This is a genomic window from Micromonospora fulviviridis (genome assembly GCF_014648395.1).
Taxonomy (GTDB): domain Bacteria; phylum Actinomycetota; class Actinomycetes; order Mycobacteriales; family Micromonosporaceae; genus Micromonospora; species Micromonospora fulviviridis.
The window spans coordinates 926,694-947,773 of the sequence record NZ_BMRA01000001.1; the positions used below are offsets into that span (position 1 = coordinate 926,694).

General features: G+C 75.7%; 19 protein-coding genes. 12 read left to right on the plus strand and 7 right to left on the minus strand.

What is annotated here, in order from left to right; genetic code table 11:
* Positions 1 to 132: 132 nt before the first annotated feature.
* The 3 genes from IEY96_RS04630 (at position 133) to IEY96_RS04640 (ending at position 4,941) form a co-directional block, all read left to right on the plus strand.
* On the plus strand, positions 133 to 1,974 hold the full coding sequence (locus IEY96_RS04630; protein WP_189193505.1) for a GTPase domain-containing protein: 1,842 nt from the start codon (positions 133 to 135) through the stop codon (positions 1,972 to 1,974).
* A 17-nt stretch (positions 1,975 to 1,991) separates the two neighbouring features.
* Positions 1,992 to 3,650: a GTPase gene (locus IEY96_RS04635; RefSeq protein WP_189193623.1), complete on the plus strand. Its 1,659-nt coding sequence runs from the start codon at positions 1,992 to 1,994 to the stop codon at positions 3,648 to 3,650.
* A 67-nt stretch (positions 3,651 to 3,717) separates the two neighbouring features.
* Entirely contained in the window at positions 3,718 to 4,941 is a 1,224-nt protein-coding gene (locus tag IEY96_RS04640) for a hypothetical protein (RefSeq protein WP_189193506.1), read from the plus strand.
* Positions 4,942 to 4,968: 27 nt separating this feature from the next.
* On the opposite strand, the gene IEY96_RS04645 is transcribed toward IEY96_RS04640, so the two are convergent.
* On the minus strand, positions 4,969 to 5,721 hold the full coding sequence (locus IEY96_RS04645; RefSeq protein WP_189193507.1) for a hypothetical protein: 753 nt from the start codon (positions 5,719 to 5,721) through the stop codon (positions 4,969 to 4,971).
* Between the two features lie 485 nt (positions 5,722 to 6,206).
* Between IEY96_RS04645 and pdhA the strand changes: the two genes are divergently transcribed.
* From pdhA to IEY96_RS04670, 5 genes are all read left to right on the plus strand, one after another.
* Positions 6,207 to 7,385 (plus strand): pyruvate dehydrogenase (acetyl-transferring) E1 component subunit alpha, encoded by a 1,179-nt coding sequence (gene pdhA / locus IEY96_RS04650; RefSeq protein WP_189193508.1) that lies wholly within the window; start codon positions 6,207 to 6,209, stop codon positions 7,383 to 7,385.
* Positions 7,385 to 8,374: an alpha-ketoacid dehydrogenase subunit beta gene (locus IEY96_RS04655; protein WP_189193509.1), complete on the plus strand. Its 990-nt coding sequence runs from the start codon at positions 7,385 to 7,387 to the stop codon at positions 8,372 to 8,374. The genes pdhA and IEY96_RS04655 overlap by 1 nt, the downstream gene beginning before the upstream one ends.
* 5 nt (positions 8,375 to 8,379) lie before the next feature.
* Positions 8,380 to 9,840, plus strand: a complete 1,461-nt coding sequence (locus IEY96_RS04660; RefSeq protein ID WP_189193624.1) for a dihydrolipoamide acetyltransferase family protein — start codon at positions 8,380 to 8,382, stop codon at positions 9,838 to 9,840.
* 222 nt (positions 9,841 to 10,062) lie between these two features.
* Positions 10,063 to 10,200 (plus strand): hypothetical protein, encoded by a 138-nt coding sequence (locus tag IEY96_RS04665; protein ID WP_165823299.1) that lies wholly within the window; start codon positions 10,063 to 10,065, stop codon positions 10,198 to 10,200.
* A gap of 352 nt (positions 10,201 to 10,552) precedes the next feature.
* Entirely contained in the window at positions 10,553 to 13,378 is a 2,826-nt protein-coding gene (locus tag IEY96_RS04670) for an LppU/SCO3897 family protein (RefSeq protein WP_189193510.1), read from the plus strand.
* A gap of 50 nt (positions 13,379 to 13,428) precedes the next feature.
* Here the strand turns inward: IEY96_RS04670 and IEY96_RS04675 are convergent, their stop codons facing one another.
* On the minus strand, positions 13,429 to 14,007 hold the full coding sequence (locus IEY96_RS04675; RefSeq protein ID WP_189193511.1) for a TIGR03086 family metal-binding protein: 579 nt from the start codon (positions 14,005 to 14,007) through the stop codon (positions 13,429 to 13,431).
* A gap of 87 nt (positions 14,008 to 14,094) precedes the next feature.
* On the opposite strand from IEY96_RS04675, the gene IEY96_RS04680 reads away from it, so the two are divergent.
* Together IEY96_RS04680 and IEY96_RS04685 are read left to right on the plus strand one after the other, a co-directional pair.
* Positions 14,095 to 14,745: a TetR/AcrR family transcriptional regulator gene (locus tag IEY96_RS04680; RefSeq protein WP_189193512.1), complete on the plus strand. Its 651-nt coding sequence runs from the start codon at positions 14,095 to 14,097 to the stop codon at positions 14,743 to 14,745.
* Positions 14,746 to 14,816: 71 nt separating this feature from the next.
* Positions 14,817 to 16,649, plus strand: coding sequence for an NHL domain-containing thioredoxin family protein (locus IEY96_RS04685; protein WP_189193513.1), 1,833 nt, complete (start codon positions 14,817 to 14,819; stop codon positions 16,647 to 16,649).
* Positions 16,650 to 16,665: 16 nt separating this feature from the next.
* Here the strand turns inward: IEY96_RS04685 and IEY96_RS04690 are convergent, their stop codons facing one another.
* Genes IEY96_RS04690 through IEY96_RS04700 form a run of 3 tightly spaced genes read right to left on the minus strand, consistent with a single transcriptional unit; the run spans position 16,666 to position 18,900 of the window.
* A complete protein-coding gene (locus IEY96_RS04690; protein WP_189193514.1) occupies positions 16,666 to 17,415 on the minus strand; it encodes a LamB/YcsF family protein in 750 nt (249 codons plus the stop codon).
* Complete coding sequence (locus tag IEY96_RS04695; protein WP_189193515.1) at positions 17,399 to 18,292, minus strand: 5-oxoprolinase subunit C family protein; 894 nt, start codon at positions 18,290 to 18,292, stop codon at positions 17,399 to 17,401. Before IEY96_RS04695 ends, IEY96_RS04690 begins: the two co-directional genes overlap by 17 nt.
* Positions 18,289 to 18,900, minus strand: a complete 612-nt coding sequence (locus IEY96_RS04700; protein WP_189193516.1) for a 5-oxoprolinase subunit B family protein — start codon at positions 18,898 to 18,900, stop codon at positions 18,289 to 18,291. The genes IEY96_RS04695 and IEY96_RS04700 overlap by 4 nt, the downstream gene beginning before the upstream one ends.
* Positions 18,901 to 18,976: 76 nt before the next feature.
* On the opposite strand from IEY96_RS04700, the gene trhA reads away from it, so the two are divergent.
* Entirely contained in the window at positions 18,977 to 19,654 is a 678-nt protein-coding gene (gene trhA, locus IEY96_RS04705) for a PAQR family membrane homeostasis protein TrhA (RefSeq protein WP_189193517.1), read from the plus strand.
* A gap of 70 nt (positions 19,655 to 19,724) precedes the next feature.
* Here the strand turns inward: trhA and IEY96_RS04710 are convergent, their stop codons facing one another.
* Positions 19,725 to 20,015: a DUF6458 family protein gene (locus IEY96_RS04710; RefSeq protein WP_091316008.1), complete on the minus strand. Its 291-nt coding sequence runs from the start codon at positions 20,013 to 20,015 to the stop codon at positions 19,725 to 19,727.
* Positions 20,016 to 20,131: 116 nt separating this feature from the next.
* On the opposite strand from IEY96_RS04710, the gene IEY96_RS04715 reads away from it, so the two are divergent.
* On the plus strand, positions 20,132 to 20,668 hold the full coding sequence (locus IEY96_RS04715; RefSeq protein WP_189193518.1) for a SixA phosphatase family protein: 537 nt from the start codon (positions 20,132 to 20,134) through the stop codon (positions 20,666 to 20,668).
* 28 nt (positions 20,669 to 20,696) lie between these two features.
* Here IEY96_RS04715 and IEY96_RS04720 read toward each other — a convergent pair whose 3' ends face one another.
* Positions 20,697 to 20,966, minus strand: a complete 270-nt coding sequence (locus tag IEY96_RS04720) for a DUF6458 family protein (protein ID WP_088969138.1) — start codon at positions 20,964 to 20,966, stop codon at positions 20,697 to 20,699.
* Positions 20,967 to 21,080: the final 114 nt, after the last annotated feature.

Here is a 21,080-nt window from a genome sequence, read left to right on the forward strand (position 1 = left end):
AGTTGAGTGAACTTGACTCAATAGTGCCACGCGCCCGGCAATCCGCAAGTCGAGGTTGAGCCGACCCGACGCAACCTGACCGTTATTACCGTCCGGTTGTCTTACCTTGCGTCGGTCGGGCACGCTTTAGCGGTGACGACGCACGGCGATCCCGCCACCCATGCCGGCGCGCCCGCCGTCGCAGCCCGCACCGGACCCGACGACGCCGGTAAGGACAGGCCCGCCGACACGGCGGAAGGTCTGCCCGCCGTACTCAGCGGCCTGCGGGCCGCGATCGGGGCGGCCCGGTTCCCGCTGGCCCTGCCCTCGGGCGAGCCGGCCCGGCGCACCGCCGCCGGCCTCACCGACCAGCTCGACGACTACCTGCTGCCCCGGCTCGCCCGCCTCGACGCCCCGCTGCTGGTGGTGGTCGGCGGCTCGACCGGCGCCGGCAAGTCGACGCTGGTCAACAGCCTGGTCCAGGCGCGGGTCAGCGCCGCCGGGGTGCTCCGCCCGACCACCCGCTCGCCGGTGCTGGTCTGCAACCCGGCCGACGCCGCCTGGTTCCGCCAGGGCGAGCTGCTGCCCGGCCTGACCCGCACCACCGAGCCGAGCGAGCACCCGGGCACCCTCCAGCTGGTCACCGCCCCCGCGCTCCCGGCCGGGCTGGCCTTCCTCGACGCGCCCGACATCGACTCGGTGGTCGACGCCAACCGGGCGCTCGCCGGGCAACTGCTGGCCGCCGCCGACCTCTGGCTCTTCGTCACCACGGCCGCCCGCTACGCCGACGCCGTTCCATGGGAGCTGCTGCGCAGCGCCCGCGCCCGGGGCACGGCCGTCGCCATGGTCCTCGACCGGGTGCCCCCGGAGGCGGCCGACGAGATCGCCGCCCACCTGTCCGAGATGCTCGCCGCACAGGACCTGGGCGCCGCGCCGCTGTTCGTCCTGCCGGAGACCTGGGTGGACGGGCAGGGGCTGCTCCCCGACCGGGTCACGGCGCCGCTGGGCGCCTGGTTCGCCCGGCTCGCCGCCGACGCCGAGACCCGTTCGGCGGTGGTCCGGCAGACCCTCGACGGTGCGCTGGCCGCGCTGCATCCCACCGTGGACGCGCTGGCCGACGCCGCGGACGAGCAGGTGGCCGCCGCCGACGCGCTGGACGAGCGGGTCCGGGCGGCCTACCGGGGGGCGGAGCGGACCGTCGACCAGGGGCTCAAGGACGGCCGGCTGCTCCGCGGCGAGGTGCTCGCCCGCTGGCAGGAGTTCGTCGGCACCGGGGAGTTCTTCCGCAGCCTGGAGGCGCGGATCGGCCGGCTGCGCGACCGGGTGGTCGCCGCGGTCACCGGCCGTCCGGCCCCGGCCGCCGAGCTGCGGAACGCCATCGAGTCGCAACTGGTCACGCTGCTGCGCGGGGTGGCCGCCGAGGCGGCGGAGAACGCGTACACCGGGTGGAAGGCGCACCCGGCCGGGGCGGCGCTGCTCGAACCGGAGCTGGCGCACCCCTCGGCCGACCTGCCCGAACGCGCCGAGCGGCTGGTCCGCGACTGGCAGCGGGGCGTGCTGGAGCTGGTCCGGGCCGAGGGCGGCGACCGCCGCTTCGTGGCCCGCACCGCCGCGTACGCGGTCAACGCCACCGGCCTGGCCGTCATGATCGCGGTCTTCGCGGCCACCGCCTTCATCCCGACCGGCCTGGAGGTGGCCACCGGCGCCGGCACCACGGTCGCCGCGCAGGCGGTCCTCCAGGCGATCTTCGGCGACCAGGCGGTCCGCAACCTCGCCAGCAAGGCGCGGGTGGACCTGCTGGACCGGATCGGCGCGCTGCTGACGGAGGAGGCCGACCGGTTCCTCGCCCGCACCGCGGAGGCACGCCCGGCCGCCGATTCCGGCGCCGCGCTGCGCCGGGCCGCCGGCGAGGTGGAGAAGGCCCGGCACCGCGCCGGCCTCTCCGGTACGCCGGGCCCCGTGCTGCCCGCCGCCGACCAGGGCGGGCGCGCGTGAGCAACATCGTCGGCCGGATGCGGGAGGCGTTCCGGGGCGGGCAGCGGGTCGACCCCGACGTCCTGATCGCGCGCCTCCAGGCGGTCCAGCGCTTCCTCGGCGCCGTCGACGGCCAGGTGCCCGACGCCCAGCTGGTCACCGCGCACACCGTGGTCGAGCGGGCCGGCACCCGGCTCGCCCTCTCCGGCCACCACACCGTGGTCGCGCTCGCCGGGGCGACCGGCAGCGGCAAGTCGAGCCTGTTCAACGCCCTCGCCCGGCTGGACCTCTCCCCGGTCGGCGTCCGCCGGCCGACCACGGGGGTGGCGCACGCCTGCGTCTGGGGGCAGCTGGACGGCGCGTCCCGGCTGCTCGACTGGATCGGGGTGCTGCCCCGGCACCGGTTCGTCCGGGAGAGCCCGCTGGACGGCGACGACGAGTCCGCCCTGCACGGCCTGGTCCTGCTGGACCTGCCCGACTTCGACTCGGTGCAGCGGACCCACCGGCTGGAGGTGGACCGGCTGCTCGGCCTGGTCGACCTGGTGGTCTGGGTGGTCGACCCGCAGAAGTACGCCGACCGCGTCATCCACACCAGCTACCTGCGCGAGTTCCACCGGCACAGGGACGTGACCGTGGTGGTGCTCAACCAGGCCGACCGGCTGCCCCCGGCCGAGCTGCCCCGCGTCCTCGGCGACCTGCGCCGGCTGCTCGACGCCGACGGGCTGGAGGGCGTCCCGCTGCTGCCCACCGTGGCCGTGGATCCGGCCGGGCTGGACGGGCTCCGCGCCGAACTGGAGCGGACGGTCGCCGAACGGCAGGCCGCGCTGCGCCGGCTGGCCGGCGACGTGGACGCCGTGGTGGCCGAGCTCGAACCGCTGGTCGGGCCGGAGGCGCCCCGCAGCGGGCCGGGTGACGCCTCGGCGCGGGAGCTCACCACGGCACTGGCCGGGTCGGCCGGGGTGCCGACGGTGGCCGGTGCGGTCGAGGGGGCGTACCGGCACCGGGCCGTCGGCAGCACGGGCTGGCCGCTGGTCCGCGGCTGGCGGAAGCTGCGGCCGGACCCCCTGCGGCGGCTGCACCTGCCCGGCGGGGGCGCCGACGCGCCGGCGGAGAGCCTGGTCGCGGCCACCTCCGTACCCGATGCCACCGCCGCGCAGCGCTCGGCGCTCAACCTGGCCATCCGCGCGGTGGCCGACCGCTCCGCCACCGACCTGCCGGCGCCCTGGCCGGCCGCGGTGACCGCCGCGGCCCGGTCCCGGCTGGCCGACCTGCCGGACGCGCTGGACCACGCGGTGGCCGCCACCGACCTGGGCATGGACCGCCGGCCGACCTGGTGGCGGGTGGTCGGCGCCCTCCAGTGGCTGGTCACCCTCGCGGCGCTGGCCGGCCTGGCCTGGCTGGTGCTGGGCTACGCGCTGCGCATCCTCGGCCTGCCCGCCCTGGACTACCCCGAGCTGGGCGAGGTGCCGTGGCCCACCGTGCTGCTGCTCGGCGGCCTGCTGGCCGGGCTGCTGGTCGCGGCGCTGACCCGACCGGTGATCCGGTGGGCGGCGCGGCGCGCCCGGCGCCGGGCCGAGCAGCGGCTGCTCACCTCGGTCGGCAGCGTCGGCGAGAAGTACGTGCTGAACCCGGTCTGGGCGGTGCTGGCCCGCTACGCCGAGGCGCGCGACGCGCTGCGGGAGGCGGCCCGGCGCTGAGTGCCGGCACGGCAGGCCCGGCGTGCTGACCGGTGTCCCTGCCGGCCACACGGCGTAGGGTCGGTGCATGGCCACGCCACAGACCCCCTACGAGGCGGTGCTGCACGCCGCCCGCGACGTGACGAGGCTCGACTCCGCCCTGGACGCGGAGATGCTCGGCGCCGCGCTGCTCGGCAGCGTCTACGCCGTTGCCGAGACCGACCGGGAGAACGCCGTCCGCGAGTTCGTGGCCGGCTTCCTCACCGCCACCTCGCGCCGCCGCAGTGCCGCCGCGACCACCATCCGCGCCGTCTTCGCCGCCCTCGTGCCGGACGCCGAGGGCGCCGCCCGGATCCGCCCGGGCGCGCTCGCCCCGGCCTGGGCCGGCCAGCTCGGCCGGGTGCACCTCACCGGCGCCTGGTCGTACGGCGACGTGTACGGCGATCAGACCTCCTACCTGGCCACCTTCGCCTACGACGACGCCGAGGGCGGGCCGGAGCACGCCCTGGTCGCCCTGGTCGACCACAACATCGGGATCACCAAGGACGTGTTCGTGGGCGGCCCGGCCGCCCGGATCGTCGAGCAGGCCCGGGAGATCTGCACCGAGGACGAGTTCACCTGGTTCCGCACCGAGGACCCGGCCCGGATGCGCGCCGAGGTGGGCCGCCACCTGGCGGTCACCGACGACCTCGGCGAGCTGCCCGCGCAGGGTTCGCTGGCCACCGACCGGGCGCTGGTGGGTGCCCGGCTGGCCGCGCTTCCCGGCCCGGCGGCGCCGCCGGCGACGGCCGACGTGCCGCCGCTCACCGACGAGGTGCGGACCCGGCTGATCCGGGGCTTCCTCGGCTCGCCCGAGGCGGTCCGGTTCGGCCTCGACCAGGTGGCCGACGGTGAGCTGGCCTCGCTGCACTTCTGCCTGGGGCTGCTGCTGGACCACGCGGCGAGCTTCCCGGACGCCGACCCGATGCGGTGGAGCCCGACGGTCGCCGAGCTGTTCCTGCTCGACTGGGTGCACCGCCGGGCCGTGCTGGACATGGACGACGCGGCCATGCTGCCCCGGGTGCTGCGCGGCTGGGCGGCGTACGCGGCCCGCCAGCGGGGCCTGCCCGCGGCGGCGGCCACCCGCACGGACGAGGCGGTCGCGGAGATGGTCCCCGAGTTCGCCCGGCTCTACAGCACCGGCGAGCGGCGCAGCCCCGCCACGGCGGCGGTGGCCCAGCTCATGGCGGACGGCGTCGACCCGGACGATCCGGCCGCGCTGGACGCCTGGATCGAGGCGAACCGGCACCGCCTCACCGACGACCCGGCCTGACCCCGCCCGGCCCCGATCCAGAGCGGATCAGGCCGCGGTGGCGGTGGGGTCGGCGGTGGTCGACGGCGTGGCGCTCGGGTCCGGGTCGTCACGCGGGCTGAGCGTCGGCGTGGGCGACTCCTCCGGCGGGGTGCCGGTCGGTGTCGGGGTGCCGTCCGGCGGCGCCGTCGTCGGGTCCGGCCCGCCGGTCGGCGACGGCTTCGGGGTCGGCTCCGACGAGCTGCTGCTGGGTTCGGCGGTCGGGCTGGGGCTCGGCTCCGGGCCGGACGGCGACGGCGACGGCACCGGGGACGGGCGCGGCGAACCGGCCGGCGTGGTCCGGGTCGGGCGCGGCACGGGCGCGGGGGCGACCGGGCGGGACCGGCGGGAGCCGAGGTCGCTGTCGTCGGGCAGGGCCGGCGCGGCGGGGAGCACCGGCGCGGGCGGCACGGTGGTGGCCGCCGGGCCGGCGACGGGCGTCCGGGTGGGCGGCAACGGGGACTGGTTCCCCTCGGGCAGCGGGATCACCACCGGGCCGACCGAGGGGGTGGGGATGAACGGGGTGCTGCTGTCCGGGAGGGCGCTGTTGCCCACGGTGGCCGATCCGGCGCTGATCGCGGCGAGGATCGGCATGGACGCGGTGCCGGCCAGCAGCGCGACGGTGAACAGGTAGCCGCGGCTCGGGCCACCCAGGCCGTGCGCGCGGTGGGCGCCGACCACCGGCCGGTAGCCGGATCGCGGCACCGCCCGGTGCCGGCCGAGGAACGGAGCACCCGGAGGACCCTCTGGCGGCTCGGACACCGGCACACTCCTCGTACGTGTCGACAGGGCGGAAACCCGGCGCAGGCTAAACGGACAAATGCCACGCGGGGGTCATCGCCAGCTTGAACCAGTGACGCTCAGTTCACCAGCCGCCACAGCGTGTCGACACACAAATTGTCCGTCGCCCGAGAACGGCTCACCAGACAAATACGTCTATGAGTCGCGAACGAGACGGAACGTCACCGGTGGAGGAGGCCATACTGTGGGCCCGCTCACCTCCTCTGCAATCATTCAGGCACGACGGCAACGCAGCCGCTACCTCCGCGCACCCCGCGGCTGGTGCGGTACGGCGCCGGCGCTCCCGGGTCGGGCTCCTGACGGACCCGGCTCACGCCGCGCGGCAACCCTCACCGGGGCTAGGCGCGGCCGCCAGGGACCGACCCGGCACCAGCCGGGTCGGGCGCACGATGTGCGCGGCACGGGTCACCCCCCGACGCCGGCGCAGACCAGACAGGGAGAGACGGATGGCAAAGGGCGACCCCGGGGCCGCCACCCGCAGCAAGCGGGCCGCACCCCGTACCAAGCGCGCCGCCGCCACGGGCGAACCGGAGCTCGTGCAGCTGCTCACGCCCGAGGGCGAGCGGATCGAGAGCGCGCTCGGCCCGGACGGGACCGAGTACCGCGTCGACTTCACCGACGAGGAGTACCGCGGGCTCTACCGCGACCTCGTGCTGGTCCGGAAGCTCGACGCCGAGGCCACGGCGCTCCAGCGCCAGGGCGAGCTGGGCCTCTGGGCCAGCCTGCTGGGCCAGGAGGCCGCGCAGGTCGGCTCCGGCCGGGCACTGCGCACGCAGGACATGGCCTTCCCGACCTACCGGGAGCACGGCGTCCTCTACTGCCGGGGCATCGACCCGATCATGCCGCTCGGCCTGTTCCGCGGCGTCGACCAGGGCGGCTGGGACCCGAACGAGTTCAAGTTCAACATGTACACGATCGTCATCGGGGCGCAGACCCTGCACGCGACCGGGTACGCCATGGGTGTCGCCATGGACGGCAAGACCGGCAGCGACGAGGGCGAGGCGGTGATCGCCTACTTCGGCGACGGCGCCACCAGCCAGGGCGACGTCAACGAGTCCTTCGTCTGGGCCAGCGTCTTCAACGCCCCGCTGGTGTTCTTCTGCCAGAACAACCAGTACGCCATCTCCGAGCCGCTGGAGCGGCAGACCCGCGTCCCGCTCTACCAGCGGGCCGGCGGCTTCGGCTTCCCCGGCGTACGGGTGGACGGCAACGACGTGCTCGCGTCGTACGCGGTCACCCGGCACGCGCTGGACAACGCGCGGCACGGCCAGGGCCCGAGCCTCATCGAGGCGTACACCTACCGGATGGGCGCGCACACCACCTCCGACGACCCGACCCGGTACCGGATCGCCAGCGAGGTCGAGGCCTGGCAGGCCAAGGACCCGATCGCCCGGATGAAGGCGTTCCTGACCAAGCAGCAGATCGTCGACGAGTCGTTCTTCGCCGAGGTCGACGAGCAGGCCCGCGCCGAGTCGGTGCACCTGCGCGAGCGGGTGCTCGCCATGCCCAACCCGGAGCCGGTGACCATGTTCGACCACGTCTACCCCAACGGGTCCCCCGAGCTCGACGAGCAGCGGGCCCAGTTCTCGAAGTACATGGAGTCGTTCGAGGGGAGCGCCCACTGATGGCCACGGAGACGCTCACCCTCGGCAAGGCCCTCAACGCCGGCCTGCGCAAGGCCCTGGAGAACGACCCCAAGGTCGTCATCATGGGCGAGGACGTCGGCAAGCTCGGCGGTGTCTTCCGGATCACCGACGGTCTCCAGAAGGACTTCGGCGACCAGCGGGTGATCGACACCCCGCTCGCCGAGTCCGGCATCATCGGCACCGCGGTCGGCCTGGCCATCCGCGGCTTCCGGCCGGTCTGCGAGATCCAGTTCGACGGCTTCGTCTACCCGGCGTACGACCAGATCGTGTCGCAGGTGGCGAAGATGCACTACCGCTCGCAGGGCAAGGTGCGGATCCCGATGGTCATCCGGATCCCCTACGGCGGTGGCATCGGCGCGGTCGAGCACCACTCGGAGTCGCCCGAGGCGTACTTCGCGCACACCGCCGGCCTGAAGGTCGTGACCTGCGCGAACCCGCAGGACGCGTACTCGATGATCCAGCAGGCCATCGCCTCCGACGACCCGATCGTCTTCCTGGAGCCGAAGCGGCGCTACTGGGAGAAGGGCCCGGTCGAGCTGGACGCCCCGCTGGCCGAGGCGTACCCGCTGCACGCCGCCCGGGTCGCCCGGCCGGGCACCGACGCCACGGTGCTGGCGTACGGCCCGATGGTGCGTACCGCCCTGGACGCGGCCACCGCCGCCGCCGAGGACGGCCGGGAGCTGGAGGTCATCGACCTGCGCACGCTCTCCCCGCTGGACCTGACCGCCGCGTACGAGTCGGTGAAGCGCACCGGCCGCTGCGTGGTCGTCCACGAGGCCCCGGGCAACCTGGGCCTCGGGTCGGAGATCGCCGCCCGGATCACCGAGGAGTGCTTCTACTCCCTGGAGTCCCCGGTGCTGCGGGTCACCGGCTTCGACACCCCCTACCCGGCCGCCCGGGTGGAGGAGGAGTACCTGCCGGACCTCGACCGGGTGCTCGACGCCGTCGACCGCACCTTCGGCTGGTGAGCGGCATGTCGCGGATCAAGGAGTTCAACCTCCCCGACCTGGGCGAGGGCCTGACCGAGGGCGAGATCCTCGCCTGGCTGGTCAAGGTGGGCGACGACATCGAGCTGAACCAGCCGATCGTCGAGGTGGAGACCGCCAAGGCAGCGGTCGAGATCCCGGCGAAGTGGGCCGGCCGGGTGCAGGCGATCTTCCACCCGGAGGGTGCCACGGTCGAGGTCGGCAGCCCGATCATCGCGATCGACACCGACCCGAACGCCGGGCCGATCGAGCAGTCGACGACCGGCGCACCGGCCGCCGACCTGCCCACCCCGTCGGCGGCCTCGCTGGCCGCCGTCGAGGTCGCGCCCGAGGAGGGCATGGTCGAGCCGGGCCTGATCGGTGGCGTGGCGCCGGGCGGGCGTACCGCCGTGCTGGTCGGCTACGGCCCGCGGAACGCGCCGGCGAAGCGCCGCCCGCGCAAGGGCGGCGTCCCGGCCCAGGCCGCGGCGGCCCCGGCCGCACCGGTCCAGGCCGCTCCGGCGCCGGCCCCGGTGGTCCCGGCGCCGGCGCTGAACGGCACCGGCCGGCCGGCCGGCGGCCCGGTGCTGGCCAAGCCGCCGGTCCGCAAGCTCGCCAAGGACCTCGGCGTCGACCTCGCCGCGCTGACCGGGTCGGGCCCGTTGGGCTCGATCACCCGGGAGGACGTACAGCGGGCTGCGGCGGCTCCGGCGGCGGCCGAGCCGCTGACGGTCGCGGCGCCGGTCACGGCCGCCGCGAGCTTCGGCGCCGACCGCGAGCAGCGCATCCCCGTCAAGGGGGTACGCAAGCTCACCGCGGAGAACATGTCCCGCTCGGCGTTCACCGCCCCGCACGTCACGGAGTTCCTGACCGTCGACATGACGCGGGCGATGAAGGCGCTGGACCGGCTCCGCGAGCGGCGCGAGTGGCGGGACGTACGCGTCTCGCCGCTGCTGCTGGTCGCCAAGGCGGTGCTGCTGGCGGTCAAGCGCCACCCGATGGTCAACTCGACCTGGGCCGGCGACGAGATCGTGGTCAAGGACTACGTGAACCTGGGCATCGCGGCGGCCACCGAGCGCGGCCTGATCGTGCCGAACATCAAGGACGCCGGCCGGCTCTCGCTGCGCGAGCTGGCGGACGCGATGACCGACCTCGTGCAGACGGCCAAGGCGGGGAAGACCTCGCCGGCCGACATGTCGGGCGGCACGCTGACCATCACCAACGTCGGCGTCTTCGGCGTCGACACCGGTACGCCGATCCTGCCCCCGGGCGAGTCCGCGATCCTCGCCTTCGGCGCGGTCCGGGAGCAGCCCTGGGTGCACAAGGGCAAGGTCAAGCCGCGCCTGGTCACCACCCTGGGCCTCTCCTTCGACCACCGGATCATCGACGGTGAGCTCGGCTCGAAGTTCCTCCGCGACATCGGGGACTTCCTGGCCGACCCGGAGGCGGCGCTGCTCGCCTGGACCTGACGGTCCACCGCACCAGGCCACGGCCGGTGTGCCAGGGGTGAACACCCGGCACACCGGCCGTTGCCGTTGGGAGACGAAACGTCGGTCCGCCAGGGCTTCTGACCTACGATCCTTAGGTACGTGGTTCAGCTCACCTAATAATCGATGGAAGTTGGCGGCGTTCTGCGGTTGAATAGAGACATCAAGGGGCTGACAACCGAATAGCCAGGAGGAGAGACCCAGATGAGCATGATCGAGCGAATCCGCAACCGCCGCGACGCCAACCGCCGCGCCCGTGCCATCGAGCACGCGCTGCGTTCCGCCAACTCGCCCGCGGTCCGCGAGGAGCTTCTCGCCATCGCCCAGCGTCACATGAGCTGACGCTCCCCAACTTTCCTCACCTCCTCCAGTTCGAAGACCCGCCCGGGGCGCACCGGGCGGGTCTTCGGCGTCTCACGTCGATTGACACCGGGATTCCACCTCGCCGCAGCGCCCGGTACGGTGGGGCTCGGTCGCCAACCGCCCGCCCCCGGACCGATCACCTCAAGAGCAACCGATCGATATCGTCCGGTGACGTTCGGTGACGGCCGGTGCTCCCCCGGGCGCCTCCGGGCGGCCACCGGATACGGTGCGGGGAGCCCGCACGGCCGGTACCTGCCGGCGACGCCGGCAGCCATGCCGACGGTCCCGATCGGCATATCGGCGGCCGACATGTGATGGAGGAGGCGCACCCATGACGTCCGAGGCCCCGCACCGCCCTGGCCAGGAGCCGGGCGAGGTGTCGCCGGGCGCCGGCGGACCGGTGCCGTACGGCGACCGCCCGGCGCAGCAGGACAACGGGTACGGCGCGCCCGACCTCGGCTGGGCCCCGCCCCCGCCGGCCGGTCGGCCCGCCCAGCCGGCCCCCGCCTGGGCCGCGGCTGACGACCAGCCCCCCGCCTGGACTCCGCCGGGCGGCCAGCCCGCCGGTCGGGCCAGCGCCCAGGTGCCCCCGCCGGCCGAGCCGGGCGGCTGGGGCGCCGCCGCGCAGCCCGCCTGGGCCACCCCCGAGCAGTCCGCTCCGGCCTGGGGCGCGCCCGACCAGGGTGCACCCGCCTGGGGCACGCCCGAGCAGGCCGTCCCCCACCGCGCCGCCGAGCCGGGGCCGCCCGCCTGGGCCGCCGCCCCCCAGGGCAACCCCACCGAGTCGACCCCGCCGGCCTGGGCGAACGAGCAGGGCGGGCCCGCCTGGGGCACCGCCCCGGCCCCGGCCGGTGAGCAGCCGGCCTGGGCGCAGGCCGGCGATCAGGGTGCCCGCGGCGCCGCCCAGGTGCCCGCGCCCGCCACCGTGCCGAACGAGTCGTGGGCCACCCCGGCCGGGCAGGACGACCCGAATCGGTCCGGCGGGTGGAGCCCGGCGACCGGGCAGCAGGACGACGACCAGGGCCGCGCCGGTGGCTGGCGCCCGGCGCACGAGGACAACTCCGGCGGTTGGGCCGTCGGGGCCGCCGCCCAGCAGCAGGACGACCAGCCCGCCTGGGGCCAGCAGGGCGAGCAGCCCGCCCCCGGCTGGTCGCCGGCCGATCCGCCCGCCCGCGCCGCCGCCAAGGTCTCCGTCCCCGGTGCCGTCCGGCCCGAGAACGCCTGGCCCGGCCAGCAGGATCAGGGCCACTCCGGCGGTTGGCAGAACGGCCCGCAGGCGCAGGACGACGACGCGGCCCGCGCCGGCGGCTGGCAGAACGGTCCGGCGACGCAGGACGACGAGGCGGGCCGCGCCGGCGGCTGGCCGGCGCAGCAGGACGAGCCGCCCCGCCCGGGCGGCTGGGAGAACGGTCGGGACGACGACCCGGACCGCTCCGGCGGCTGGGCCGCGGGTCGGTCCGCCGGTGCCGCCGAGGCGCCGCAGCCGACCGCCTGGGGCGCCCCCGAGGAGCAGCGTCCGGCCGCCGCGTGGAGCGGCGCCGCCGCGGTGCCGCAGCAGCGCGAACCGGAGCGGCCGGCCGACGAGCAGGGCCAGCCCGGCTGGGGTTCTGCCACCGGGCACGCGCCGGCCGAGGCTTCGGCCCGGGCCAGCGCGTCCGTCCCGTCCCCCGACTCGCCGCCCGCCTGGGCCGGCAACCAGGACAACCCGGGGCAGTGGGCGCGCGAGCGTCCGGCCATCCCCGAGGCCGAGCCGTGGTCGCCCGACGAGGCGTGGGGCCGGGCCGCGGAGGCCCAGCCCGAGCAGGCCGCGTCGCCGGGCTGGGAGCCGGCCCGCTCCGACGACGGACCGATCTACCAGCCGGCCCCGGGCCCGGGGATCTCCCCGGCCAACGCCGTGCCGCTGCCGCCGCAGGAGCAGCGGGTGCCGGGTGCCGCCCTGGCCGCCGCGCCGCCCGCCGACTACGCGTTCAACCCGGGCACCGAGTCGGACGACCGGAACCCGCGGGCGTACGAGCCGGAGCAGGCCGCCGATGCCGGCTGGGGTACGCCCGGCCCGGCGCACGAGGAGCCGCAGTCGCCGGCCGGGCCGATGGTCCCCGGGCCGCGTACGTCGCCGGAGGCCGGCGCGGGCGGTGCCGTCTCGGCCAGCGCCTCGGTGCCGATGGCCAGCCGGGTCACGCCCCCGGCCGACCAGCCGCTGCCCACGGCCGGCGGGCCGGCCCCGCAGCCGCGGGTCTACGGGCGGCCCGCCCGTCCGGAGCCGGAGGAGGCGCCCGGGCAGGACGGCCCGAACGGCTTCCCCGAGCCGGGCCCGCAGTCGCGGACGGACGAGTCGGACCGCCAGCACGGGTACGCCGACGCACCCCCGGTGCACTCGGCCCCGCCGTCCTCGCCCGCCGCCCCGCCGCCCTTCCCGCCCGGCGTGCCGTCCTTCGTGGACCCGCCCGGCAACAACCGGCCGGTCAACGGGGTGCACCCGCACAACGGCGAGCGCCCCGGCGGGCCGCACGACCCGTTCGGGCCCCCCGGCGGGCAGCGCGACCCGTTCGGCGCACCGGCCGGGCACCAGGATCCGTTCGGCCCGAACGGCCGCCAGGACCCGTTCGGTGGGCCGGGAGGCGCTCCCGGGGACCCGTCCGGCGGGCCGGTGGGCGGCCGCGCCTCGGTCGGCGTACCGGGGCCGATGGGCGAGCCGGGCGGCTTCCCGCCCGCGTTCCCGCCGCCGCCCCAGCAGGCCCCGCCGGCCTGGTCCCAGGCCGGCCCGGGTGGCGACCCGGACCAGGGCCGCTTCGAGGCGTTCCGGCCGGAGGCCGAGCAGAAGACCGAGGCGCCCACGCCGAAGGTGCGCAACGGCCGGGTGCTGGCCGCGGTGCTGATCGCCGCGGTGCTCATCCTCGCCGTGCCGCTCGGCCTGCTCACCCTGCTCGGCAAGATCGGTGGGGACGACAAGCCGGCGGGCTTCGACCCGGCGGTGGGCTCCTGCGTCAAGCAGTCCGGGACGACCGCGGTGGCGGCCACCTGCGGCGAGCAGGGCGCGTTCACGGTGGTGTCGCGGGTGGACAGCAAGGACAAGTGCGCCGACCCGACGCAGCCCCAGGTGATGCTCCCCGGCGACGGGGCCAACCGGGTGCTCTGCCTCAAGCCGGCCGGCCAGTAGCAACTCCCACGACGGCGGGGCCACGGTGATCCGTGGCCCCGCCGTCGTCGTCACTTCTGCCAGTTGGGATCGCGGCCGAGGTAGGCCAGCAGGGCGGCGACCGGGTCGTCGGCGGACTGGGCGGGCAGCGCCGGGGCGTACGCGAATCCGCGCAGCGGCTCGGCGGTCGCCCGGGCCGCCGGCATGAGCTGTCCGGCCAGCTCGGCCGTGAGCGGCGCCGGTTGCCCGGTGGCCACCGCGACGTCCCAGGCGTGGATCGCGGCGTCCAGCGCGCAGGCGGCGGCGGCGAGCTCCGGGTCCATGGTCGGCACGGGCGGCAGCGGCGTGCCGACCGGTCCGGCGGCCGGGTCGACCCGCGCCCATGCCGCGGTGGCGGCCTCGACCGCGCTCCGCACGACGCTCTGGACGCCCTCGTCGTGGCCGTGCGGCGGGTCGAACGGGTTGTACGCCGGCATCGTGCCGGCGCCCACGGAGGCCGCCCACGCGTGCTGGTCGCCGGCCGCGTGCATGAGCACCTGCCCGACGGTCCACCGGTCGCACGGGGTCGGGTCGTCGAGCCGGTCGGCCGGCACTCCCTCGTCGGCGCGGCGCAGGAGGTCGAGGGCGGTGGTGAGGACGGGGAAGCTCACGAGGCCGGTCCTTTCGTGGAACGGAATGTTTCGTTCCGCTTCAGCCTAACAGAACGGAACGATCCGTTCCACTGCTATGGTCGACCCATGTCAGAAACCGAGACCGGCCCGCTCAGCGGCCGCCGCGCCGAGGCGGCCCGCAACGACGCCCGCATCCTCGACGCCGCCCGCGAGGTCTTCCTGGCCGATCCCGACGCGCCCGTGTCCGCGGTGGCCGGCCGAGCCGGCGTCGGGATCGGCGCCCTCTACCGGCGCTACCCCAGCAAGCAGGACCTGCTGCGCGCCCTCGCGGCCGACGGCCTGGCCCGCTACATCGCCGACCTGGAGACCGCGCTCTCCGCCGACGCGCCGCCGTGGGACGCCTACGTGGCCTGCCTGCACCGGGTCGTCGAGGGCGGCGGCCAGGCGCTCGCGCAGCGGCTGGCCGGCACCTTCGCGCCGACCCCGGAGCTGAGCCGGATGGCCGACGAGGCGACCCGCCTCGCGGACACGCTCCTCGACCGGGTACGCAAGTCGGGTGACCTGCGCGACGACGTCAGCGGGGCCGACATCGTGCTGCTGCTGGAGACCGTCATGCTGGTCGACCTGCCCGGCGCCGACCGGGGAGCCGCGCTGCGGCACCGCTACCTGACCCTGCTGCTCCAGGCCCTGCACAACCCCGTGGAGGGCCCGCTCCCCGGCGCCCCGGCCGAGCAGGCCGACCTGGTGGCCCGCTGGCGGGGCCGGTCCGCCGGGTAGCCGGCGGCAGCGTGTCGCTCTTCACCGCCCCATCGGGCCGGCCGCCGGCCGCGGTGCGGCACGATGGGGGCATGAGCGCACGAGTACGGGCACCCGAGCTGCGCGGCCGGGGCTGGCTGAACACCGGCGGCAGGGACGTCACCCTGGCCGACCTCCGCGGCAAGATCGTCCTGCTGGACTTCTGGACCTTCTGCTGCATCAACTGCCTGCACGTGCTCGACGAACTGCGCCCGCTCGAGGAGAAGTACGGCGACGTCCTGGTCGTGATCGGGGTGCACTCGCCGAAGTTCGAGCACGAGAAGGACCCGGTGGCCCTCGCCGCCGCCGTCGAGCGGTACGGCGTGCACCACCCGGTGCTCGACGACCCCGAGATGGACATGTGGCAGCAGTACGCGGCGAAGGCCTGGCCGACCCTCTCGGTGGTCGACCCCGAGGGTTACGTGGTGGCCACCATGGCCGGCGAGGGGCACGCCGAGGGGCTGGCCCGGCTGATCGACGACCTGATCGCCACCCACGAGGCGAAGGGCACCCTGCACCGGGGCGAGGGCCCGTACGTCCCGCCGGCCGAGCCGGAGACCGCGCTGCGCTTCCCCGGCAAGGCCGTGGTGCTCGGCGGCGGCAACCTGCTGGTGTCCGACTCGGCCCGGCACTCCCTGGTCGAGCTGGCACCGGACGGGGAGACCCTGGTCCGCCGGATCGGCTCCGGCAGCCGCGGCCACGCCGACGGCCCGGCGGAGGCCGCCACCTTCTCCGAGCCGCAGGGGCTCTGCCTGCTGCCCCCGCACGTGGCCGAGGTGGCCGGCTACGACCTGGTCGTCGCGGACACCGTCAACCACCTGCTGCGCGGCGTGAAGCTGGACAGCGGCGAGGTGGTGACGGTCGCCGGCACCGGGCGGCAGTGGCGCTCGACGGTCGACGACCACGCCCACGACGCCCGCTCCGTCGACCTCTCCTCCCCCTGGGACGTCGCCTGGTACGACGACCGGGTCGTGGTCGCCATGGCCGGCATCCACCAGCTCTGGTGGTTCGACCCGACGAAGCGGACCGCCGGCATGTACGCCGGGACCACCGTCGAGGCGCTGCGCGACGGCCCGCTGCCGGACGTCTGGATGGCCCAGCCCTCCGGCCTCTCCGTCTCGGCCGACGGCGCCCGGCTCTGGGTGGCCGACAGCGAGACCAGCGCGATCCGCTACGTCGAGAACGGCGTGATGGGCACGGCCGTCGGGCAGGGCCTGTTCGACTTCGGCCACGTCGACGGCCCGGCCGACCGGGCGCTGCTCCAGCACCCGCTCGGGGTGTGCGCGCTGCCGGACGGCTCGGTGCTGATCGCGGACACCTACAACGGCGCGGTACGCCGCTTCGATCCGGAGACGAACCAGGTGGCCACGGTGGCCGACGGGCTGGCCGAGCCGAGCGACCTGGTGCTCACCACCGAGGGCGAGGTGCTGGTGGTCGAGTCGGCCGCGCACCGGCTGACCCGGCTGGCGCCGGGCGCGCTCACCGCGGCGGGCGCGAACACCGTGGACGGCCCCCGGCACAAGCTGGAGCGCAAGCCCACCGACGTGGCCGCCGGCGAGCTGACCCTCGACGTGATCTTCACGCCGGCGCCGGGGCAGAAGCTGGACGAGACGTACGGGCCGTCGACCCGGGTGGTGGTCTCGGCGTCCCCGCCGGAGCTGCTGGTCGAGGGGGCCGGGACGAGCACCGACCTGTCCCGCCGCCTGGTGCTCAGCGGCGACGTGGCCGAGGGGGTGCTCCAGGTGACCGCCCAGGCGGCCACCTGCGACGCCGACGTCGAGCACGCCGCCTGCCACCTGACCCGGCAGGACTGGGGCGTGCCGGTCCGGGTGGTTGCCGGCGGGGCGACCCGCCTGCCGCTGGTGCTGCGCGGCCTGGACGCCTGACGGGCCGGGCCGCCGGTCAGGCGAACGGGGTGGGGGTGACCCCGGCGTCGATGAGCGCGGCCCGGACCAGCTCGGCGCAGCGCACCGCGCCCGGGGTGTCGCCGTGCAGGCAGATCGACTCGACCGGGCAGGGCACCACGCTGCCGTCGACGGCGACCACGGTCCGTTCGGTGGCCATCCGGACCGCCCGGGTGGCCACCTCGTCGGGGTCGCTGACCAGCGCGTTCGCGGCGCTCCGGGGCACCAGCTGACCGTTGGGCAGGTAGTTCCGGTCGGCGAAGCCCTCGGCGACCACCCGCAGGCCGGCGCCGACGGCGAGCTGTGCGAGCACCGAGCCGGGCGGGCAGAGCACCGGCAGCTCGTGGTCGTACCCGTTGACCGCGGCCACCAGCGCGGCGGCCTGGAGCTCGTCGCAGGCTGCCGCGTGGTAGAGCGCGCCGTGCGGCTTGAGGTAGCGCACCCGGGTGCCGGTCAGCCGGCAGAAGGCGTCCAGCGCGCCGAGCTGGTAGACCGTCTCGTCGCGCAGCTCGGCGAAGTCGTACGCGATGTGCCGCCGGCCGAAGCCGGCGAGGTCCCGGTAGCCGACCTGGGCGCCGACGGCGACCCCATGTCGGACGGCGGCCGCGCAGACCCGGTGCATGGTGGACGCGTCGCCGCCGTGGAAGCCGCAGGCGACGTTGGCGGAGGTGACCAGCCCCAGCAGCGCCTCGTCGTCGCCGAGCCGCCAGATGCCGAATCCCTCACCGAGGTCAGCGTTGAGGTCCATGGAACGTCACCGTAGTCCCTGGGCGGGCCTGCGCGAGGGGGGTCACGTCGTCCACCACCCCGATGACCGGGTATCCGCCGGTGGTGGGGTGGTCGGCCAGGAAGATCAGCGGCTGGCCGTCCGGCGGCACCTGCACCGCGCCGAGGACGAGGCCCTCGCTGGGCAGCTCGCCGGCCACCGCGCGGGGCAGGGCCGCGCCGGCCAGTCGCGCGCCGACCCGGTTGCTGGCCGGGCTGATGGCGTACGCGGTGCGCAGCAGCAGGTCGAGCGCGGCGGAGGTGAACCAGTCCTGCCGGGGGCCGGGGCGCAGGGCCAACCGCAGTCCGGCCGGCACGGCCGGGGCGACGGTGAGGTCCACCGGGGCCGGCGGGCCGGTCGGGGCGCCCACGGGAAGACGGGCGCCGTCGCGCAGCGGGGGCGGGCCCAGGCCGGAGAGGGTGTCGGTGGCCCGGCTGCCGAGCACGGGTTCGACCGCGATCCCGCCGGAGACGGCGAGCCAGCTGCGCACCCCGGCGCGGGCGGGACCGATCCGCAGGGTCGCCCCGGCGGGCAGCGACAGCGGCCGGCCCGTGTCCCCGGGCCGGCGCTCGACGGACGGGCCACCACCGGGCGGCGTCTCGGCGGGGCGGCGCTCGACCAGCACGTCCACCTCCGCGCCGGTGAGTGCCACGGTGACGGCCCGGGTGAACCGCAGCTCGCAGCCGGTCAGGGTGATCTCCAGGCCGGCGGCGTGCTCCGGGTTGCCGACGAGCCGGTTGGCCAGCCGCAGGGCGGCCGGGTCGAGCGCGCCGGAGCGGGGCACGCCGAGGTGGGCCCAGCCGGGGCGGCCCTGGTCCTGCACGGTGGTGAGGGCGCCGGCCCGGAGCACCTCGATCACGGGTCCACCAGCCGGACCCGGGTGCCCGGGGTGAGCCGGGCCGGTGGGTCGGCGTGCACGTCGAAGAGGACCAGGTCGGTCCGCCCGACCAGCAGCCAGCCGCCGGGTGAGGCGGTCGGGTAGATCCCGGCGTACGGGCCGGCCAGCGCCACCGAGCCGGCCGGCACCCGGGTACGCGGGGTGGCGAGCCGGGGTACGGCCAGCTCGGCCGGCAACCCGGTGAGGTACGCGAACCCGGGCGCGAAGCCGCAGAACGCCACCCGGAACTCGGTCCGCCGCAGCCGCTCCACCACGGCGGGCACGTCGACGCCCCAGTGCTCGGCGACGGCGGGCAGGTCGGCGCCGTCGTACACCGTGGGGACCCGGACCTCGGCGGCGTCGGTGGTGGCGACGGCGCCGTCCGGGGTCCACCCGGCGATCCGCGCGGCTGCCGCCGCGGGGTCCGGTACGCCGTCGACCAGCACGGTGGCCGCCGCCGGGACGATCTCGACGGCGCTCAGGTCGCCCGCCGCGCGGCGGCGCCACAGCTCGGCCCGCCACGCCTCGACCTGTTCGGGGCCGTCGCAGTCGAGCAGCAGGGCGTGCGCGCCGACGGGCCGGATCCGCATTCCGCCATCCTCGCGTCGGCGACCGTGACGGTCCACACTACTTGCAAGTAACCTACGGTGTCGTAACCTAATGAGCGTGACCACCTCCGCACCGCTCCGGCTCAAGCCGGTCGACATCGGGAAGCCCCGGATGCGCGGCTGGCTGCACACCTACGCGTTCTTCGCCGCGCTCGTCTGCGGCATCGTGCTGTGCTCCATCGCCGCCTCCCGTCCCGGGTGGGCCCCCCTGGTGAGCTGCCTGATCTACAGCCTCACCGTGTGCGGTCTCTTCGGCACCAGCGCGCTCTATCACCGCCGGGTCTGGTCGGAGCGGGGCTACCAGATCATGCGCCGGATGGACCACTCGATGATCTTCCTGTTCATCGCCGGCACCTACACGCCGTTCTGCGCCCTGCTGCTGGACACCCGGCACGCCACGATCATGCTTGGCCTGGTGTGGGGCGGCGCGCTGGCCGGCGTGGCGGTCAAGCTGATCTGGCCGCACGCGCCGCGCTGGGTCTCCGCCCCGCTCTACCTGGCGCTCGGCTGGGTCGCGGTGGCGATGCTGCCGGAGATCCTGCACGCCGGCGGGGTCACCGCTTTGGTGCTGCTGAGCGTCGGCGGGGCGATCTACAGCGTCGGCGCGGTCTTCTACGCGCTGCGCCGGCCGAACCCGTGGCCCACCGTCTTCGGCCACCACGAGTTCTTCCACGCCTGCACCCTGCTCGCCGCGATCTGCCACCACATCGCGATCTACTTCGCGCTGTTCGCCTGAGCGCCGCCCGGTACGCGGACAGAGCGAGGGCCCCGCGCCGTTGCGGGGCCCTCGACGCTCGCGGTGCGGATCAGGCGGGGTAGCCCGAGCCCGGCCGGCGCACCTCGCGGTACTCCTCGCGCACGACCCGGTCGTCCTGCACCGGCACGACCGGCTCGGCCACGACGCGCTCGCGCACCGGGGCGGCCACCACCCGGCGGCGGCTGTTCCAGAAGTAGAGCGTGGTGAGCAGGCCCGCCACACCGGCGAGCATGAGCACCCAACCCACCACGTTCAGGTTCAGCCACCCCAGGTTGGCGTCGATGGCGAACGCGAAGATCGCGCCGAGCGCGATCAGAAAGATGCTGGCACCGATGCCCATGACGTCGCCTCCTTGGCGTCCTGCTGGCGTTTCCTGCCCGCCGCGGCCATGGATGAGGTAGCGGCACACATCGACATACCCAGGCGCTCGGATCGCCAATCAGGCAAGCTGAGCCCATGACCGACGGCAGGAACCAGCAGCGGACGTTGGTGCTGCTGCGACACGCCAAGGCCGAGCAGTCCCCGGAGGACCCGGACGAGGAGCGGCCGCTGACCGCACGCGGGCACGCCGACGCGGCGGCGGCCGGCGCCTGGCTGGCCCGGCACGCGCTCCTCCCCGACGTGGTGCTCTGCTCGACCGCCCGGCGGACCAGACAGACCTGGCACGGGGTGGCGCTGGGCGCGACGGGGTCCCCGCCGGAGGGGGGCCCGACGGGGCCGGTGCCGGCGGTGCGCTACGAGCCGGCCGCGTACGAGGCGCACCCGGACGGGCTCCTGGAACTGGTCCGGGCGGTCGACCCGGAGGTCCGCTACGTGCTGCTGATCGCCCACAATCCGGGCATCTCGCTGCTCTCCGCGCTGCTCGACCCGGAGCGGGCGGATCCGGACGGGCTGCGCACCACCGACCTGGTCGTCCACCGGCCCACCACCCGCTGGGCCGACCTCGTGCCGGGCGGGGCGCCGATCACGGCCCGGCACACCGCACGCGGCTGAGCCCACCCCGGGGGGTGGGCTCAGCCGGTCAGGACGGCGGGGCGGTGGGCGGCGGCGGGTCCGGCGGCGGGGGCATCATCGCGGTCGGGTGGGAAAGCCGGTTCTCCTCCACGATGAGCGTCCGTGCCCGCTTGCGCCGGTCCTGCCAGAACCAGAGCGTGGTGAGCAGCACCGCCAGTCCGGCCAGGATGAACACCCAGCCGACCGCGCGCAGGTCGATCCACCAGACGTTGGCCCGGATGGCGAAGGTCATGATCGCGCCGAGCGCGATGAGAAAGATGGCGCTGCCAATGCCCATGTGCGCTGCACTCCCCCGTGCGATGGCCCTTGGGCGTGCCCTGTCGTGGTCCGCGACGGTTACCCGTCAGGCGGCCGGCCTACCGGCCGGGGGAGGAAAACACGGCGGCGGCCG

Excerpts from the sequence above, each read along its gene's own strand:
- IEY96_RS04635 (WP_189193623.1), top strand. The coding sequence starts at position 1,992 with ATGCGGGAGGCGTTCCGGGGCGGGCAGCGGGTCGACCCCGACGTCCTG.
- IEY96_RS04640 (WP_189193506.1), top strand. The coding sequence starts at position 3,718 with ATGGCCACGCCACAGACCCCCTACGAGGCGGTGCTGCACGCCGCCCGC.
- pdhA (WP_189193508.1), top strand. The coding sequence starts at position 6,207 with ATGGCAAAGGGCGACCCCGGGGCCGCCACCCGCAGCAAGCGGGCCGCA.
- IEY96_RS04655 (WP_189193509.1), top strand. The coding sequence starts at position 7,385 with ATGGCCACGGAGACGCTCACCCTCGGCAAGGCCCTCAACGCCGGCCTG.
- IEY96_RS04660 (WP_189193624.1), top strand. The coding sequence starts at position 8,380 with ATGTCGCGGATCAAGGAGTTCAACCTCCCCGACCTGGGCGAGGGCCTG.
- IEY96_RS04665 (WP_165823299.1), top strand. The coding sequence starts at position 10,063 with ATGAGCATGATCGAGCGAATCCGCAACCGCCGCGACGCCAACCGCCGC.
- IEY96_RS04670 (WP_189193510.1), top strand. The coding sequence starts at position 10,553 with ATGACGTCCGAGGCCCCGCACCGCCCTGGCCAGGAGCCGGGCGAGGTG.
- IEY96_RS04680 (WP_189193512.1), top strand. The coding sequence starts at position 14,095 with ATGTCAGAAACCGAGACCGGCCCGCTCAGCGGCCGCCGCGCCGAGGCG.
- IEY96_RS04685 (WP_189193513.1), top strand. The coding sequence starts at position 14,817 with ATGAGCGCACGAGTACGGGCACCCGAGCTGCGCGGCCGGGGCTGGCTG.
- IEY96_RS04690 (WP_189193514.1), bottom strand. The coding sequence starts at position 17,415 with ATGGACCTCAACGCTGACCTCGGTGAGGGATTCGGCATCTGGCGGCTC.
- IEY96_RS04700 (WP_189193516.1), bottom strand. The coding sequence starts at position 18,900 with ATGCGGATCCGGCCCGTCGGCGCGCACGCCCTGCTGCTCGACTGCGAC.
- IEY96_RS04710 (WP_091316008.1), bottom strand. The coding sequence starts at position 20,015 with ATGGGCATCGGTGCCAGCATCTTTCTGATCGCGCTCGGCGCGATCTTC.
- IEY96_RS04715 (WP_189193518.1), top strand. The coding sequence starts at position 20,132 with ATGACCGACGGCAGGAACCAGCAGCGGACGTTGGTGCTGCTGCGACAC.
- IEY96_RS04720 (WP_088969138.1), bottom strand. The coding sequence starts at position 20,966 with ATGGGCATTGGCAGCGCCATCTTTCTCATCGCGCTCGGCGCGATCATG.